Source organism: Pseudomonas versuta (assembly GCF_001294575.1).
Taxonomy (GTDB): domain Bacteria; phylum Pseudomonadota; class Gammaproteobacteria; order Pseudomonadales; family Pseudomonadaceae; genus Aquipseudomonas; species Aquipseudomonas versuta.
In genome coordinates, this window is record NZ_CP012676.1 from 3,387,940 (window position 1) to 3,406,019 (window position 18,080).

The following is an 18,080-nucleotide window of genomic DNA, read 5'->3' on the forward strand; positions in this document are numbered from 1 at the left end:
TGCCTCGTGATCTTTCAAGATCAAAAGATCGCGAGACAAGCTCGCTCCTACATATGCCGGGCTACTTCACCGTTCCCAGGTTCGCCTCGCTCAAGTCAAGATCGCGCAAGACTTCACTGAGCACGTCATCGCCGATTTCGTGGTGGCGACGCAAGCTGTACAACTCCAGACGCTGCGCCCTGAGTGCCTTGAGCCGCAAGCGGCTTTCCAGCTGGTCCATCTGCGACGCCAGCGCCTGGGCTTCCGCCGAGTCATTGAATACTTCGAGCTGATGCCGGTATTCAGACATGATCCGCGCCTTCAACTCTGCAGCCAAAGCCGCCTGAGCCGCATCCTGCTTCTGGGGGTCGACCACCTCTTCAACCTCCAGCGCATGAATCGCCGCTTCCGCCGTACGCCGCCACGCCTCTCGTACTTCAGCCCGCATGGCATCGTCCGGACTCTTGGGGATACCGCGCAACAACAGGGGCAAGGAAATGCAGGCCACGATCAATGACAGCAAAATCACCCCGGCGGCAATGAAGATCAACAATTCGCGCTCCGGGAAATCCAAGCCTTCGCTGATCAGCAGTGGCACCGACATCACGCCCGCCAGTGTCACCGCCCCACGCACCCCGCCCACGGTCAGCAACCAGCAGGAGCGCGCGGTCGGCACCATGGTCAGCTCCTCTTTGCCCCGCAAGCGACGCAAGAGGACAGACAGGCGCCAGATGCTCTGCACCCAGATAAAGCGCAGCGCCACCAGGACCATAAAGATCACCACCACATCCAGGCAGCGATACATCAAGGTTGGCCAAAGTGTGGGTTCCAGCCGCACGACGGCCTTGATGATGTCCGGCAACTGCAGGCCCAACAGCAAGAAGATCAGGCCATTGAAGGCAAATTCCAGCAGCGACCACACACTGCGGTTCAGTAACCGGGTACTGGTTTGACGCGGCAACAAATCCAGCCAGCTCTGCATCATCCCCGCCGCTACCGCCGACAAAATACCCGAAGCCCCCAGGCGCTCGGCCAGTACATAAGCGGCAAACGGCAGCAGCAGCATGAACACCACATGCGTGGCCGGATCATCCCAGCCGCGTGTGATCATCCACGAGCGCATACGCCCTACAACCCAGCTCAACGCCACACCGATCGCCAGGCCGCCGCAGGCCACCAGCAAAAAAGTCACGCTGGCATTGGCCAGCGAAAACACCCCGGTGATGGCTGCCGCCAGGGCGAACTTGAAGGTCACCAGGCCGGTCGCGTCATTCATCAACGCCTCGCCTTGCAACATATGCATCAGGGGTGCCGGCAGCCTGTTTTGAGCAATCGCCGATACGGCCACCGCATCCGTCGGCGACAGTACCGCAGCCAGCGCAAAGGCGACAGGCAAAGGAATGGTCGGCAATAGCCAGTGAATGAAGTAACCGGCACCGACCACAGTGAACAGCACCAAACCGACGGCCAGCGTCAAAATGGGCCCCCGCAGGCGCCAGAACTCACGCTTGGGCATGCGCCAGCCGTCCGAGAACAACAGCGGCGGCAAAAACAGAAACAGAAATAACTCCGGGTTCAGCGCCACGTGCAACCCCAGGGTTGGCCACGCCAGCACCGCACCGGCAGCAATCTGCACCAGAGGTAAAGGCAGTGGAATCACACGCCCCAATAAACGCGAGACACCCACCAGCATCAGCAAGATGAGGACGGTATAGGCAGTTTGCATATCAGCAGGATTCCCGAACAATAAGCCTTGAAACATATCAGGCAACAATATTTGCATTGCGTACCATAGTAGCCTTTAAGGGCAAACTCTGACCGCTGAACAAAAGTCGCAATGCGACGACATGTCACACAGACATGCCAAGCTTGCACCCGGCCGCGCCCAAGCGCGCTGCACATGGCATAATCTGCGACCGCTCATTTCCAGGCATCTCCACAGGAGGGGCAATTCAGTGACCGATTCGAACAAGACGTTGCACCTTTTCGGCATCAAAGCCTGCGACACCATGAAAAAGGCTCGCACCTGGCTGGATGAACATGCAGTGCGCTACGACTTCCATGATTACAAAGCCGCCGGTATTGACCGCGAGCACCTGACCCAATGGTGCAACGAACACGGCTGGCAAGTAGTACTCAATCGCGCCGGTACAACCTTTCGCAAGCTCGACGACGAACGCAAAGCCGATCTCGACCAGGCCAAAGCCATTGAACTGATGCTCGCCCAACCCTCGATGATCAAGCGCCCGGTGCTCGATCTCGGTGACAAAACCCTGATTGGCTTCAAGCCAGATCTTTATGCGGCGGCCCTTCTTTAAAACAGAGCTAAAGCCCGCCCATTTATTTTTGTAAGAGGTATTTGCATGTCTACTACCCTGTTCAGCGCGGCCTTCGGCGTCGGCACCCAAAACCGTCAAGGCGCATGGCTGGAAGTGTTTTACGCCCAACCGTTGCTCAACCCTTCGGCCGAACTGGTCGCTGCCATCGCCCCGATCCTGGGCTACACCGGCGGCAACCAGGCGATCACCTTCACCACCGCGCAAGCGGCACAAATGGCAGAAATCGCCAAGTCTATCGACGCTGCCCAAGCGGCACTGCTGACCCGTCTGGCAGAAAGCCACAAGCCGCTGGTCGCCACCCTGCTGGCCGAAGATGCTGCACTGACGTCCACCCCCGAGGCCTACCTCAAGCTGCACCTGCTGTCCCATCGTCTGGTCAAGCCCCACGGCCTGAGCCTGGCTGGCGTGTTCCCGCTGCTGCCGAACGTGGCATGGACCAGCCAGGGCGCCATCGACCTGGGCGAGCTGGCCGAGCGACAACTCGAAGCCCGTCTGCGCGGCGATTTGCTGGAAGTGTTCTCGGTCGACAAGTTCCCGAAAATGACCGACTACGTGGTCCCGGCCGGCGTGCGTATCGCTGACAGCGCGCGTATCCGCCTGGGGGCCTACATTGGTGAAGGCACCACCGTGATGCACGAAGGTTTCGTCAACTTCAACGCTGGCACCGAAGGCCCTGGCATGATCGAAGGCCGTGTCTCGGCCGGTGTATTCGTCGGCAAGGGCTCGGACCTGGGCGGCGGCTGCTCCACCATGGGTACCCTGTCGGGTGGCGGCAACATCGTGATCAAGGTTGGCGAAGGCTGCCTGATCGGCGCCAACGCCGGTATCGGTATCCCGTTGGGCGACCGCAACACTGTTGAGTCCGGGCTGTACGTCACCGCCGGCACCAAAGTTGCGCTGCTGGACGAAAACAACCAGCTGGTCAAAGTGGTCAAGGCCCGTGACCTGGCCGGCCAGCCAGACCTGCTGTTCCGCCGCAACTCGGAAACCGGCGCGGTGGAATGCAAAACCCACAAGTCGGCCATCGAGTTGAACGAAGCACTGCACGCTCACAACTAAGCGTCTGTCTGCCACTGACGGGGCCAGCCTCTGGCCTCGTCAACAGAGCCTTGAACACCATGCTTTTGCCTTCTCCCTGGCGCGCTGACTTCCCTGCCATCGCCGCCATGCAACGTCAGGACCAGACCTATCTGGACAACGCTGCAACCACGCAAAAACCCCAGGCCCTGCTCGACGCACTGCAGCATTACTACGCCAATGGCGCAGCCAATGTGCACCGGGCCCAACATCTGCCGGGCGCCCATGCGACCCAGGCGTTTGAAAACACCCGCCAGAAAGTGACGCAATGGCTCAACGCCAGCGACTGCGGGCAAATTGTTTTCACCCACGGCGCCACCTCGGCGCTGAACCTTCTGGCCTATGGGCTGGAACACCAATTCAGCCAGGGCGATGAGATCGTCATCAGCGCCCTGGAACACCACGCCAACTTGCTGCCGTGGCAACAGCTGGCACAGCGCAAAGGCCTGAGTCTGGTGGTACTGCCACTGGATACCGACGGCGTGATCGACCTCGAAGCCGCCGCCCGCCTGATCACCCCGCGCACCCGCCTGCTGGCCGTCAGCCAGTTATCCAATGTGCTCGGCGTGTGGCAGCCGCTGCCTGCGCTGCTGGCCCTGGCCAAAGCGCAAAATGCACTGACCGTGGTTGACGGTGCCCAGGGCATCGTCCACGGCCGGCATGACGTAAATGCGCTGGGTTGCGACTTCTATGTGTTTTCCAGCCACAAACTCTATGGCCCGGACGGTGTGGGCGTGCTGTTTGGCCGCCATGGCGCGCTGGCCCGCTTGCAGCACTGGCAGTTCGGCGGCGAGATGGTGCAGGAGGCTGACTACCAGAGCGCGACCTTTCGCCCCGCCCCGCTGGGCTTTGAAGCCGGAACCCCGCCCATTGCCGGCGTGATCGGTCTGGGCGCGACCCTCAGCTATTTGTCCACCCTGGATCAAGCAGCCGTTGCAGCCCACGAAGGCGCATTGCACACCCTGCTGATCGACGGATTGAAACAACGCCAAGGGCTTCGCCTGCTGGGTTCGCCACAACTGGCGCTGGTGAGTTTTGTGGTTGAGGGCGTGCACAATGCCGACCTTGCACACCTGCTGACCGAGCAAGGGATCGCTGTGCGGGCCGGTCATCACTGCGCCATGCCATTGCTTAAAAGCTTCGGGCTGGCCGGTGCCATCCGCGTGTCGCTGGCGCTGTACAACGATTCGCAAGATATCGAGCGCTTCTTCGATGCCCTCGATCAGGCGCTGGAGTTGCTGCGATGACCTTGCCCGCTGACGCACAGGCCGCCCTCGACAGCTTTGAACACTGCAATAGCTGGGAACAACGCGCGCGCCTGCTGATGCAATGGGGGCAACGCCTGCCAGAGCTGAACGAAGCGGACAAAAACGAGACCAGCCGCGTGCATGGCTGCGAAAGCCAGGTGTGGCTGGTCGGTACACTTCAAGCCGGCCGCTGGCAATTTGCTGCCAGCAGCGATGCGCGATTGATCCGGGGCCTGGTGGCACTGTTGCTGGCACGGGTCAATGGCTTGTCCACTGAGCAACTGCAACAGGTGGATTTGCCCGCCTGGTTCAATCAGTTGGGCCTGAGCCGCCAGCTGTCACCGTCGCGCAGCAATGGGCTGAATGCCGTATTGCAGCGGATGCGCGAGCTGGCAGGCTAAACCCCCATCGCTGGCAAGCCAGCTCCCACAGGGGCATTGCCAGCGATGGTATCGGCGCGATTAACGGGGCCGATCAGGCAGGCTTCACCCGCTCCGAAGGCCGCCGCACACCCGCCACTATCTTGTCCACGGCCTTGGTGGCTGCAACCATGCCAAAAGTGGCCGTCACCATCATCACCGCGCCAAATCCCCCGGCACAATCAAGCTTGACCCCGTCCCCGACAAAGCTTTTCTGCAGGCAAATGCTGCCGTCAGGTTTTGGATAACGCAGTTGCTCGGTCGAAAACACGCACGGCACGCTGTAATGACGGGTCATGGTGCGCGAGAAGCCATAATCGCGGCGCAAGGTCGATCGCACTTTTGAAGCCAGCGGATCATTAAAGGTACGGTTCAAATCGCACACCTGAATCAGCGTCGGGTCAATCTGCCCGCCCGCACCACCGGTGGTGATGATCTGGATCTTGCGCCGCTTGCACCAGGCAATCAGTGCCGCCTTGGCATTCACGCTGTCGATACAGTCGATCACGCAATCAATATTGGGGGTGATGTACTCGGCCATGGTTTCGCGGGTCACGAAGTCCGCGACCTCATGCACCGTGCAGTCAGGATTGATCTGGCGCAGACGCTCGGCCATCACTTCGACCTTGTCCCGACCTATGGTTGAGCTCAAGGCATGTAACTGGCGATTGCTGTTACTGACGCAAACGTCATCCAGGTCAAACAGCGAAATCTCGCCCACACCGCAGCGGGCAATGGCTTCTGCCGCCCACGACCCGACGCCGCCCACGCCGACGATTGCCACATGCGCCGCACGCAGCCGCTCCAGGCCTTCTATGCCATATAACCGGGCAACGCCGGCAAACCGCGGATCTTCTGTACTCATGACCATCACCCTAAAACCGGCGCGCATTATAGGGGGATGACCTGTGGTTTTGTATCTTTCCTGGAGGCGATGCGACCAAGCCTGCTTTAATAACCTTTGGAACAACTAGATAAGAGCTACAAGTATTAAAGAAAGAACTTAAACAGGCAGTCGCTGCCAAACGCCGGACCTGATTCCGTGCGCTATACGGTAGGTCAGAGCGCAGTGTAGGATGCGCGCCGCTTGGTCTCTGCCGAACGATCTTCGTTCCACTCCCTTTGGAACCCGAAAAAGTTATGTCATCGCGTAAATTTGGACTCAACCTGGTGGTGGTGCTGGCCATCGCCGCTCTGTTCACCGGCTTTTGGGCGCTGATCAATCGCCCGGTCTCTGCGCCCAACTGGCCCGAGCAAATCTCCGGTTTTTCGTACTCGCCGTTCCAGCAAGGCCAGTACCCGCAGAAAGACCAGTACCCGACCGACGATGAAATGCGTCGCGATCTGGAGATCATGAGCAAGCTGACCGACAACATCCGGACTTACTCGGTTGACGGCACCCTGGGCGATATTCCCAAGCTGGCGGAAGAATTCGGTTTGCGGGTCACCATCGGGATCTGGATCAGCCCGGACCTTGAGCGCAATGAGCGCGAAATCCAGAAGGCCATCGAACTGGCCAATAATTCGCGCAGCGTAGTGCGGGTTGTGGTGGGTAACGAAGCCCTGTTCCGTGAAGAGATCACCCCGGAAGACTTGATCGTGTTGCTGGACCGGGTGCGGGCTGCCGTCAAGGTTCCGGTCACCACCTCCGAGCAGTGGCACATCTGGGAGAAATACCCGCAGCTGGCCAAGCACGTCGACCTGATCGCTGCGCACATTTTGCCGTACTGGGAATTCATCCCCGTGGACAAAGCCGGCCAATTCGTACTGGACCGTGCCCGCGACCTGAAAAAAATGTTCCCGAAAAAACCGCTGCTGCTTTCGGAGGTTGGCTGGCCGAGCAACGGCCGCATGCGCGGTGGCGCCGATGCCACCCCGGCAGACCAGGCCATTTACCTGCGCACATTGGTAAATACCCTGAACCGTCGCGGCTACAACTACTTTGTGATCGAAGCCTTCGACCAACCGTGGAAAGCCAGCGATGAAGGTTCGGTAGGGGCGTACTGGGGCGTGTACAACGCTGCGCGCCAGCAAAAATTCAACTTTGAAGGCCCGGTCGTCGCCATCCCGCAGTGGCGGGTACTGGCAATTGGTTCAGTGGTCATGGGCTTGCTGTCGCTGGCGTTGTTGCTGATCGACGGGTCCGCCCTGCGTCAGCGCGGCCGCACCTTCCTGACCTTTACCGCGTTTCTGTGCGGGTCGGTGCTGGTGTGGATCGGTTACGACTACAGCCAGCAATACAGCACCTGGTTCAGTCTGACCGTGGGCATCCTGCTCGGGTTAGGAGCATTCGGGGTGTTTATCGTCCTGCTGACCGAAGCCCATGAACTGGCCGAGGCCGTATGGATTCGCAAGCGGCGGCGCGAATTTCTGCCGGTTGAAAACGAAGACGCCTACCGGCCAAAAGTTTCGATCCACGTGCCGTGCTACAACGAGCCGCCGGAGATGGTCAAGCAGACCCTCGATGCGCTGGCGAACCTGGACTACCCGGACTTCGAAGTGTTGATTATCGACAACAACACCAAGGACCCGGCGGTCTGGGAGCCGGTACGCGACTACTGTGCAACGCTTGGCCCGCGCTTCAAGTTCTTCCACGTTGCCCCGCTGGCCGGCTTCAAGGGTGGCGCGCTGAACTACCTGATCCCGCACACCGCGCCGGATGCCGAAGTGATTGCCGTGATCGACTCCGATTACTGTGTTGATCGCAACTGGCTCAAACACATGGTGCCGCACTTTGCCGATCCGAAAATCGCCATCGTGCAATCGCCCCAGGACTACCGCGACCAGAACGAAAGCACCTTCAAAAAACTCTGCTACTCGGAGTACAAGGGCTTTTTCCATATCGGCATGGTCACCCGCAATGACCGCGACGCGATCATTCAGCATGGCACCATGACCATGACCCGGCGTTCCGTGCTCGAAGAGCTTGGCTGGGCAGACTGGTGTATCTGTGAAGATGCCGAATTGGGTCTGCGCGTGTTCGAAAAAGGGTATTCCGCTGCCTATTCCCACAATAGCTACGGCAAAGGGCTGATGCCCGACACCTTTATTGACTTCAAGAAACAGCGCTTCCGCTGGGCCTACGGTGCGATTCAGATTATCAAGCGTCACGCCTCCAGCCTGTTGCGCGGCAAAGATACGCAATTGACCCGTGGCCAGCGTTATCACTTCCTCGCGGGCTGGTTGCCGTGGGTAGCCGACGGCATGAACATCTTCTTCACCGTGGGCGCCCTGCTGTGGTCAGCGGCGATGATCATTGTGCCGACGCGGGTTGACCCGCCGCTGCTGATTTTCGCCATCCCGCCATTGGCCCTGTTTGTGTTCAAGGTAGGCAAGATCATCTTCCTGTACCGCCGCGCCGTGGGGGTCAACCTCAAGGACGCGTTTGCCGCGGCCCTGGCAGGTCTGGCCCTGTCCCATACCATCGCCAAAGCGGTGCTGTACGGATTTTTCACCACCAGCATTCCGTTTTTCCGCACCCCGAAAAACGCCGACAATCACGGATTCTGGGTCGCCATCTCGGAAGCCCGTGAAGAGGTGTTCATCATGCTGCTGCTCTGGGGCGCTGCACTGGGGATTTTCCTGGTCCAGGGCCTGCCGAGTAACGACATGCGCTTCTGGGTGGTCATGCTGCTGGTGCAATCGCTGCCGTATCTGGCGGCGCTGGTCATGGCCTTCTTGTCTTCTCTGCCAAAACCGGTTGAAGCGCCAGAAGAGCAACCAGCGGCATAAATTCACCGCAACCACTAAACGGCGGCCTCTGGTCGCCGTTTTGCTTTAAGATATCCGCCCTTTTGTGCCTTGCCCGCCTCTATACGCGCCCAGCCTCGGAGTTCACACCATGACGGCCCACGCCGACCTTTCGCCGACCCTGCAACTTGCCTGCGATTTGATCCGTCGCCCTTCCGTGACCCCGATCGACGCCGATTGCCAGAAGCTGATGATGCAGCGCCTGGGCGATGCCGGCTTCAAGCTCGAACCCATGCGCATCGAAGACGTAGACAATTTCTGGGCCACCCACGGTAACCACGAAGGCCCGGTGCTGTGCTTCGCCGGCCATACCGACGTGGTCCCCACCGGCCCGGTACACGCCTGGCAAAACGACCCGTTCGACGCGCTGATCGATGAACACGGGATGCTCTGCGGCCGTGGCGCCGCTGATATGAAAGGCAGCCTGGCAGCCATGCTGGTCGCCGCCGAACGCTTCGTCGTCGACTACCCGGACCACAAGGGTTCGGTCGCATTCCTGATCACCAGTGACGAAGAAGGCCCGGCCCATCACGGCACCAAAGCCGTGATTGAGCGCTTCAGGGAGCGTAATGAGCGTCTGGACTGGTGCATCGTCGGCGAACCGTCGAGCACCACCCTGGTCGGCGACGTGGTTAAAAACGGCCGTCGCGGTTCGCTGGGCGCCAAGCTCACCGTTCGCGGGGTGCAAGGTCATGTGGCCTACCCGCATCTGGCCAAAAACCCGATTCACCTGGCCGTTCCCGCACTGACCGAACTGGCCGCCGAACATTGGGATAACGGCAACGCCTTCTTCCCGCCGACCAGCTTCCAGATCTCCAACCTGAACTCCGGCACCGGCGCGACCAACGTTATCCCCGGCGACCTGGTTGCGGTGTTCAACTTCCGGTTCTCCACCGAGTCCACGGTTGAAGGCCTGCAACAGCGGGTTGCTGACATCCTCGACAAGCACGGCCTGGACTGGCACATCGATTGGGCCCTGTCCGGCCTGCCGTTCCTGACCGAGCCGGGCGCGCTGCTGGACGCAGTGTCGTCAAGCATCAAGCAGGTCACCGGCCGCGAGACCAAAGCCTCCACCAGCGGCGGCACCTCGGACGGGCGCTTTATCGCGACCCTGGGTACGCAAGTGGTTGAGCTGGGCCCGGTCAACGCGACCATTCACCAGGTCAACGAGCGGGTTCTGGCCAGCGATCTCGACGTGCTGACCGAAATCTACTACCAGACCCTGATCAAGTTGCTCGCCTGATGCTTGCCTGCCCTATCTGCTCGCAGCCGCTCAGCGCGGTCGACAATGGCGTGGCCTGCCCGGCGGGCCATCGTTTTGATCGCGCCCGCCAGGGTTACCTGAACCTGCTGCCCGTACAGCACAAAAACAGCCGCGACCCGGGTGACAACCAGGCCATGGTTGAAGCCCGTCGCGACTTTCTCAACGCAGGTCATTACGCTCCTGTGGCCAAACGTCTGGCCGAACTGGCCGCCGAGCGGGCACCACAGCGCTGGCTCGACATCGGTTGCGGCGAGGGTTACTACACCGCGCAAATCGCCGAGGCCCTGCCCAACGCCGACGGCTACGCGCTGGACATCTCCCGCGAAGCCGTCAAGCGTGCCTGCAAACGCAACCCGCAACTGATCTGGTTGATCGCCAGCATGGCCCGGGTGCCATTGGCGGACGCCAGCTGCCAGTTTCTGGCCAGCGTGTTCAGCCCGCTGGACTGGCTCGAAGCCAGGCGCCTGCTCAGCCCGGGCGGCGGCTTGATGCGCGTAGGACCAACCCGCGGGCACCTGATGGAATTGCGTGAGCGGCTGTACGACGAAGTACGCGACTATGCCGACGACAAACACCTGGCGCTGGTACCTGAAGGCATGCAGTTGCAACACAGTGAGACCCTGGAGTTCGTGCTCAGTTTGAGTGAACCCCGGGACCGCGCCAACTTGCTGGCCATGACCCCCCATGGCTGGCGTGCCAGTGCCGAGCGTCGGGCCCAGGTCATCGAGCACCCCGAGCCTTTAGTGGTCACGGTGTCGATGCGCTACGATTACTTCGTTCTTCAATAACCCACTTTACGGCCAGGGGCACACGCCCCTGGCCCGACTAATCCGCGAATGGATTTTTCAGATACGCAGTGAGGACATCCATGCGCCAGCCCGATATTGAGATTTACCTGAAAGAAGCTAAATCCGGTCATGAACACGTCGTTAAATGGCTTTCCGAGGCCCTGGGCCCCTGCACCCCCTGGGTGAAGAAAGGCCAGGTGTGGAAATGCACCGCCGGCGATATACCTGTGACCTGGATGCCAAATGCCGTCGGCAAATGGAACAGCCTGTTCCTGGACAGCGATAAAACCCCGTGGGACGACGACATTGCCTGCGCTCAGGCTGCTTTCAAAGCGCTGAACGTGGAAGTGCGTTGCGCACCGGGTACGTGGGAAGAAGAACAGGGTGAAGCTGACGCTGATCGCTGGATTCGTATCAGCGAAGACGGTCAGGAAGAAATCACCTGGAAAACCGGGGCCTGATAGAGCGAAAGCGCTGAATCCATGTGGGAGCCGGCTTGCATCACAGGCAAGCCGGCTCCCACAGGTTCTTCATCAGCCAGCGGGCCCGTTGTTAAAGCCCCACGACATCCTCAGCCTGCAAGCCCTTGTCACCCTTGATCTGGGTGTATTCGACCTGTTGTCCCTCTGCCAGAGAGCGATGACCTTCGCCGCGAATGGCACGGTAATGCACGAACACATCGGCGCCATCAGCGCACTGAATAAAACCGTAGCCTTTGGCGTCATTGAACCATTTCACATTGCCTGTTACGCGCGTACTCATGAATCCTTCCCCCTTTTATTATTGATCGGGCTCTACAATCAGCCCTTTGAGATCTTTCGCTCGAACTTAGCTTTTGCAGACTGGGTCTTACGCAGCATGGCGAAAGATCCCCGAGTATAAGTCAGCCAAAAAAACACTCAATCAATATTAGTTCGCTGCTTTTTTGCCGATTTTCCAGAGATACGGCACACTACCGGCACGAGTAAACACTCGTTTAAATCCACTAACGCAGAAGCCGTATGACCCGCTCTCCATTCCGTCGTCTTGTATTTGGCGCGCTGCGTCGCTTGCTGTACCTGTGGGTGCGGTCGGAGACGATCAATCAGTCCTCTTTATCACTGAATCTGGATCGCAGCCGGCCGGTGTTCTACGTCCTGCAATCGCCCTCACTGACCGAATTGGCAGTTATCGACGCCGAATGCACCAAGGCCGGCCTGCCACGGCCGGTGCTACCGGTAGCCGTGGGCGAAATGATTGAGCCCGAGGCATTCTTTTACCTGACCCCCGAGCCCGACTGGCTGGGACGTCAGGACAAGCGTGGGGCACCGCCTGCGCTGACCCGTCTGGTAGACGCCTTGACCCTGAACCCGGCCGAAGATGCGCAAATCATCCCGGTCAGCGTGTTCTGGGGCCAGTCACCCGACAGCGAGTCCAGCCCCTGGAAATTGCTGTTTGCCGACAGTTGGGCGGTCACCGGGCGCCTGCGCCGCATGCTGCGCATTCTTATTTTGGGCCGAAAAACCCGCGTGCAGTTTTCCGCACCGATTCACCTGCGCGAGCTGATTGACCTCAACAAAGGCCACGAGCGCACAGTGCGCATGGCTCAACGCATTTTGCGGGTGCACTTTCGCAACCTCAAAACCGCCACCATCGGCCCCGACCTGTCTCACCGGCGTAATCTGGTGAAAGGCCTGGTCAAGGAACCGTCTGTACGCCAGGCGATCCTGGATGAAGCCGAGCGCGAGAATATCTCCCCGGAAAAAGCCAAAGCCCAGGCACTGCGCTACGCCAACGAAATCGCTTCGGATTACACCTACACGGCGATCCGCTTTTTTGAAGTGATATTGAGCTGGTTCTGGAACAAGATTTACGACGGGGTCAAGATCCACGACCTCGAGGGCGTGCAGAACGTCGCTCAAGGTCATGAAATCGTCTACGTGCCCTGCCACCGTCATATCGACTACCTGCTGCTGTCCTACCTGCTGTTTCGCAACGGTCTGACCCCGCCGCATATCGCCGCCGGGATCAATCTGAATATGCCGTTGATGGGCCGCCTGCTGCGCCGTGGCGGGGCATTCTTCATGCGCCGCACGTTCAAGGGCAACCCGCTGTACACCTCGGTGTTCAACGAGTACATGCACACCCTGTTCACCAAAGGCTTCCCGGTCGAGTATTTCGTCGAAGGCGGTCGCTCGCGCACCGGGCGCATGCTGCAACCAAAAACCGGAATGCTGGCCATCACCGTACGCAGTTTCTTGCGTTCATCGCGTATGCCGATCGTCTTTGTACCGGTGTATATCGGTTACGAACGTGTGCTCGAAGGCCGGACCTACCTCGGCGAACTGCGCGGGGCGAGCAAGAAAAAAGAGTCCATTTTCGACATCTTCAAAGTGATCGGCGCCCTCAAGAAACAAAAATTCGGCCAGGTGGCGGTCAATTTCGGCGAACCGATCAAACTTGCCGAGTTTCTGGACGGTGAACAGCCGGGTTGGCGTCAGCAGGAACTGGCCCCGCTGTACCGGCCTGAGTGGTTGCACGCGACCACTAATCGCCTGGGAGAGAAAGTCGCCCGGCACCTGAACGAAGCCGCGGCCATCAACCCGGTCAACCTGGTGGCACTGGTGCTCCTGTCCACCAGCAAACTGGCGCTGGATGACCGGGCAATGGCCCGCGTGCTGGACCTGTACCTGGCCCTGCTGCGCCGGGTGCCCTACTCATCGCACACCACCTTGCCCGAGGGTGACGGTCGAGCGCTGATCGAACACGTAAAAAGCATGGACCTGCTCTCCGAGCAAAGCGATGCGCTGGGCAAGGTGCTGTATCTGGATGAGCAAAACGCCGTCCTGATGACCTACTATCGCAACAATGTGCTGCATATTTTTGCGTTGCCGGCATTACTGGCCAGCTTCTTCCAAAGCGCCTCGCGCATGACCCGCGAGCAAATCCTGCGCTACACCCACGCCCTGTATCCGTACCTGCAGTCGGAGCTGTTCATTCGCTGGTCCGAGGATGAGCTGGAGGGTGTGGTGGACCAATGGCTTGAAGCCTTTGTCGAACAGGGTTTGCTGCGCTTTGAAAACGATGTGTACCTGCGCCCTGCCCCGAGTTCACGGCATTTTGTATTGCTGACGCTGCTGTCCAGAAGCATTGCGCAAACCCTGCAGCGCTTCTACATGGCCATCTCGCTGCTGCTTAACAGCGGCCAGAACACCTTGAGCGCCGAAGAGCTGGAAGACCTGTGCACCATGATGGCCCAGCGCCTGTCGATCCTGCACGGGCTCAATGCCCCGGAGTTCTTCGACAAGAGCCTGTTCCGCCACTTTATCCAGACGCTGCTCGAAGAAGACGTCTTGCGCCGCGACGCCAACGGCAAGCTGAGCTATCACGAACTGCTCGGCGAACTGGCCGAAGGTGCTGCCAAACGTGTATTGCCCGCCGAAATCCGCCTGTCGATCCGTCAGGTGGCCTTGCATCGTGCCGAAGATGCAGCGGATGACACGCCGCTGTCTTTGGAAAAACCCTCTTAATAAGTAAACCTGCCTGTCAGATGCACAAGGCGTCTGGCAGGCAGGTGACTTGATTCACTCAACGCCTTGCGTTGAAGCCAGCCCAATGGAGTCTTCCGATGAAAAAAATCCTTGTTCTCAGCCTGACCGCCCTGCTCGGAGCCTGCAGTTCGATGACACCGGCCCCGCACGCCTCTCTGGATGGTGAAGTGTTTTACCTGCAACGTATCGCCCTGCCGCCTGGCGCTACCCTTGAAGTAAGCCTGCAAGATGTATCGCTGGCCGACGCCCCGGCAGTCACGCTGGCCAGGCAAAGCGGCCCGATCCAAGGCCAGGTTCCGCTGCCTTTTCACCTGAGCTATGACCCGGCCGACGTCAAACCGGGCCACACCTACGCCGTCAGCGCGCGGATCGAAGACAAGGGCCAATTGCTGTTCATCAACACTGAACGCAACAGCGTTGACCTGAATGCCAAGACCCAGCAACCCATCCGCCTGCGGGTCGATCAGGTTCAACAATAAACACCGCATGATCCTGTGGGGCTGGAGTTGCCTGCATCGCTGGCAAGCCAGCTCCCACATCAACAATGCCCACCCACTGTGGGAGCTGGCTTGCCAGCGATAGATTCACGCCAGCAGTGCCCCCACCTCAGGCCAGGCTCAGGCTTTCTTCACCTTGAACCACGCCGCATACAGTGCAGGCAGGAACAGCAGGGTCAGTGCCGTAGCAACAATCAATCCACCCATGATCGCTACCGCCATAGGCCCGAAGAACACGCTGCGTGACAGCGGAATCATCGCCAGCACCGCCGCAAGGGCGGTCAGTACGATCGGGCGGAAGCGGCGTACCGTGGCTTCGATAATCGCCTGCCATGGGTCCAGACCCGCGGCCTTGTCCTGCTCGATCTGGTCCACCAGGATCAGCGAGTTGCGCATGATCATCCCGGACAGCGCAATGGTGCCGAGCATCGCCACAAAGCCGAAGGGCTTGCCAAACACCAGCAAGAACAAGGTCACCCCGATCAACCCCAGAGGCGCGGTCAAAAACACCATCACCATGCGCGAGAAACTGCGCAGCTGCACCATCAGCAAGGTCAGCACCACCACGATAAACAGCGGAAATCCGGCCTTCACCGAGTCCTGCCCGCGGGCCGAGTCTTCGACCGTTCCACCCACCTCCAGCAGATAGCCGTCCGGAAGTTCTGCACGCACATCTTGCAGTGTCGGGAGAATCTGCTGCACCAGCGTCGCCGGTTGCTCCTTGCCATAAATATCGGCGCGTACCGTCACGGTCGGCAGGCGGTTACGGTGCCAGATAATGCCTTCTTCAAAGCCATATTCCAGGGTCGCTATTTGCGACAAGGCGACGCTCTGGCCATTGTCGGTGGGCACGGCCAGGCTCGGCAGCTGCGACAACTCGGTACGCTCATGGGGTGTGCCGCGCAACAGGATTTCGATCAACTCGTTGTCTTCGCGGTACTGGCTGACAGATGAGCCGAGCAAGGTGCTTTGCAGGAAGTGCGACAAGTTCGCCGTGCTCACGCCCAGGGCCCGCGCCCGGTCCTGATCGACATTGAGGTACACCACTTTGCTCGGCTCCTCCCAGTCCAGGTGAACGTTGGCCACATGAGGGTTTTCCCGAACCCTGGCCGCAACCTTGCGTGCCAGCGCCCGCACTTCCTCTATGTGCTCGCCCGTTACCCGCAGCTGCACCGGGTAACCCACAGGTGGACCCGTTTCAAGGCGGGTAACCCGTGAGCGAACCCCAGGAAACTGCTGATTCAGGGTCTCGATCAACCAGGTACGCAGGGTTTCACGATCCTCAATGGTCTTGGCCAATACCACGAACTGGGCAAAGCTGGCCGCTGGCAGTTGCTGATCAAGTGGCAAGTAAAAACGCGGAGAACCGGTGCCCGCGTAGGCCACATAGTTGGCTATCCCGGGGTGATCCTTGAGCAGGCTTTCGAGGTGTTTTACCTGCTCGGTGGTGTTGCTCAACGACGCGCCTTCGGCCAGTTTCATATCGACCATCAGCTCCAGACGGCTAGAAGCCGGGAAGAACTGCTGCGGCACAAACTTGAACAGCACCACCGAGCCCAGGAACAACAGCACAGTCAGGGTAATGACGGTCTTGCGCCGACGTACGCACCACTCCACCAGCCGACGAATGCGCTGATAAAAAGGGGTGGCGTAAGGGTCCGGAACTCCGGCGCCGGTGCCGTGCTTTTGGGCATGAATCTTCGCCAGGTCCGGTAACAGCAATGCCCCCAGATACGGCACAAATATCACCGCCGCAATCCACGATGCCAGCAGCGCAATGGTCACGACCTGGAAGATGGAACGGGTGTACTCCCCGGTGCTCGACTGCGCCATGGCAATCGGCAGAAAGCCTGCTGCAGTAATCAGTGTGCCGGTCAACATCGGGAACGCCGTGCTGGTCCAGGCAAAACTCGCCGCCTTGAGCCGGTCGTAACCCTGCTCCATCTTGATCGCCATCATTTCCACGGCAATGATCGCGTCGTCCACCAGCAAGCCCAACGCCAGCACCAGTGCCCCCAGCGAGATCTTGTGCAGGCCGATACCGAAGTAATGCATGGCGGCGAATGTCATCGCCAGCACCAGCGGGATCGTCAGTGCCACCACCATGCCGGTGCGCACGCCGAGCGAGAAGAAACTCACCAGCAACACGATCGCCAGGGCCTCCACCAGCACCTGGACGAATTCCCCGACGCTGGATTTCACCGCTGCCGGCTGATCCGAGACTTTGCTCAGTTGCATACCCGCCGGGAGGTTTCGCTGGATCCTTTCAAACTCGGCCTCCAGCGCCTTGCCCAGCACCAGGATGTCGCCACCGTCTTTCATCGCCACGGCCAGGCCAATGGCATCCTGCCCCATAAAACGCATGCGTGGTGCCGGCGGATCATTAAAGCCACGGTGCACATCGGCGACATCACTGATCCGCAATGTGCGCTCCCCCACCCGAATCGGGAACCGCTCGATCTCTTCCACGGTTTTGAAGTTACCGCTCACGCGCAATTGTACGCGTTCGGTAGGGGTCTCGAAGAAGCCTGCGGCAGAGACTGCGTTTTGCTCCTGCAGAGCCTGTTGCACAGCCGCCAACGGCAGGCCCAGGGTGGCGAGTTTGAGGTTGGAGAGTTCGATCCAGATCTTCTCGTCCTGCAGGCCAAGCAGCTCGACCTTGCCCACATCCTTTACCCGTTGCAGCTGGATCTGGATGCGATCGGCGTAATCCTTGAGCACCGCATAGTCGTAACCTTCGCCACTGAGGCTGTAGATATTGCCGAAAGTGGTGCCGAACTCATCGTTGAAAAACGGCCCCTGGATATTCGGTGGCAAGGTGTAGCGGATGTCGCTGATTTTTTTCCGGACCTGATACCACAGCTCCGGAATCTGCGCCGAGTGCAGCGAGTCACGAGCCATAAAGGTCACTTGCGACTCACCCGGCCGGGAGAACGACACAATGCGCTCGTACTTGCCGGTTTCCATCAGTTTCTTTTCGATGCGCTCGGTCACCTGGCGCGAGACTTCCTCGGCACTGGCGCCCGGCCATAATGTGCGGATCACCATGGCCTTGAAGGTGAATGGCGGATCTTCGCTTTGCCCTAACTTGGTGTAGGAAAGACCACCGACGATGGCGAGTAACAGCATCAGAAACAGAACGATTTGACGATTACGCAACGCCCAGGCGGAAAGGTTGAAACCCATCGGG

At 59.6% G+C, this 18,080-nt stretch carries 14 protein-coding genes; 10 read left to right on the plus strand and 4 right to left on the minus strand.

Annotated features, from left to right (window positions below):
- Nucleotides 1-61: 61 nt before the first annotated feature.
- Nucleotides 62-1,705: a Na+/H+ antiporter gene (locus tag AOC04_RS15185; RefSeq protein WP_060696963.1), complete on the minus strand. Its 1,644-nt coding sequence runs from the start codon at nt 1,703-1,705 to the stop codon at nt 62-64.
- A 283-nt stretch (nt 1,706-1,988) separates the two neighbouring features.
- Here AOC04_RS15185 and AOC04_RS15190 point away from each other — a divergent pair, with 283 nt between their 5' ends.
- The 4 genes from AOC04_RS15190 to AOC04_RS15205 are packed head-to-tail and all read left to right on the plus strand — an operon-like array spanning nt 1,989 to nt 5,043.
- Nucleotides 1,989-2,297, plus strand: a complete 309-nt coding sequence (locus AOC04_RS15190; protein ID WP_237178959.1) for an arsenate reductase — start codon at nt 1,989-1,991, stop codon at nt 2,295-2,297.
- 45 nt (nt 2,298-2,342) lie between these two features.
- A complete protein-coding gene (gene dapD / locus AOC04_RS15195) occupies nt 2,343-3,377 on the plus strand; it encodes a 2,3,4,5-tetrahydropyridine-2,6-dicarboxylate N-succinyltransferase (RefSeq protein ID WP_060694755.1) in 1,035 nt (344 codons plus the stop codon).
- Nucleotides 3,378-3,436: 59 nt separating this feature from the next.
- Nucleotides 3,437-4,642: an aminotransferase class V-fold PLP-dependent enzyme gene (locus tag AOC04_RS15200; protein ID WP_060694757.1), complete on the plus strand. Its 1,206-nt coding sequence runs from the start codon at nt 3,437-3,439 to the stop codon at nt 4,640-4,642.
- Nucleotides 4,639-5,043 carry a SufE family protein gene (locus AOC04_RS15205; RefSeq protein WP_060694759.1) on the plus strand — a complete coding sequence of 135 codons (405 nt, stop codon included), beginning with the start codon at nt 4,639-4,641 and terminating at the stop codon, nt 5,041-5,043. Before AOC04_RS15200 ends, AOC04_RS15205 begins: the two co-directional genes overlap by 4 nt.
- 73 nt (nt 5,044-5,116) lie before the next feature.
- On the opposite strand, the gene tcdA is transcribed toward AOC04_RS15205, so the two are convergent.
- Nucleotides 5,117-5,926, minus strand: a complete 810-nt coding sequence (gene tcdA, locus AOC04_RS15210; RefSeq protein WP_060696964.1) for a tRNA cyclic N6-threonylcarbamoyladenosine(37) synthase TcdA — start codon at nt 5,924-5,926, stop codon at nt 5,117-5,119.
- A gap of 275 nt (nt 5,927-6,201) precedes the next feature.
- Between tcdA and AOC04_RS15215 the strand changes: the two genes are divergently transcribed.
- The 4 genes from AOC04_RS15215 to AOC04_RS15230 all read left to right on the plus strand — a co-directional run bounded on the left by AOC04_RS15215 (nt 6,202) and on the right by AOC04_RS15230 (nt 11,324).
- Entirely contained in the window at nt 6,202-8,793 is a 2,592-nt protein-coding gene (locus AOC04_RS15215; protein ID WP_060694761.1) for a glycosyltransferase, read from the plus strand.
- A 109-nt stretch (nt 8,794-8,902) separates the two neighbouring features.
- A complete protein-coding gene (gene dapE, locus AOC04_RS15220) occupies nt 8,903-10,054 on the plus strand; it encodes a succinyl-diaminopimelate desuccinylase (protein ID WP_060694763.1) in 1,152 nt (383 codons plus the stop codon).
- Complete coding sequence (locus tag AOC04_RS15225) at nt 10,054-10,863, plus strand: putative RNA methyltransferase (protein ID WP_060694765.1); 810 nt, start codon at nt 10,054-10,056, stop codon at nt 10,861-10,863. Before dapE ends, AOC04_RS15225 begins: the two co-directional genes overlap by 1 nt.
- An 80-nt stretch (nt 10,864-10,943) precedes the next feature.
- The gene (locus AOC04_RS15230) at nt 10,944-11,324 is read left to right on the plus strand and encodes a hypothetical protein (RefSeq protein WP_060694767.1); all 381 of its coding nucleotides are present in this window, start codon (nt 10,944-10,946) and stop codon (nt 11,322-11,324) included.
- Nucleotides 11,325-11,415: 91 nt separating this feature from the next.
- Here the strand turns inward: AOC04_RS15230 and AOC04_RS15235 are convergent, their stop codons facing one another.
- Complete coding sequence (locus tag AOC04_RS15235; protein WP_060694769.1) at nt 11,416-11,625, minus strand: cold shock domain-containing protein; 210 nt, start codon at nt 11,623-11,625, stop codon at nt 11,416-11,418.
- Nucleotides 11,626-11,864: 239 nt separating this feature from the next.
- Between AOC04_RS15235 and plsB the strand changes: the two genes are divergently transcribed.
- Both plsB and AOC04_RS15245 read left to right on the plus strand, forming a co-directional pair.
- A complete protein-coding gene (plsB, locus tag AOC04_RS15240) occupies nt 11,865-14,372 on the plus strand; it encodes a glycerol-3-phosphate 1-O-acyltransferase PlsB (protein WP_060694771.1) in 2,508 nt (835 codons plus the stop codon).
- Nucleotides 14,373-14,470: 98 nt separating this feature from the next.
- Nucleotides 14,471-14,872 (plus strand): YbaY family lipoprotein, encoded by a 402-nt coding sequence (locus AOC04_RS15245; RefSeq protein ID WP_060694772.1) that lies wholly within the window; start codon nt 14,471-14,473, stop codon nt 14,870-14,872.
- Nucleotides 14,873-15,010: 138 nt separating this feature from the next.
- Here the strand turns inward: AOC04_RS15245 and AOC04_RS15250 are convergent, their stop codons facing one another.
- Entirely contained in the window at nt 15,011-18,076 is a 3,066-nt protein-coding gene (locus AOC04_RS15250; protein ID WP_060694775.1) for an efflux RND transporter permease subunit, read from the minus strand.
- Nucleotides 18,077-18,080 lie beyond the last annotated feature (4 nt).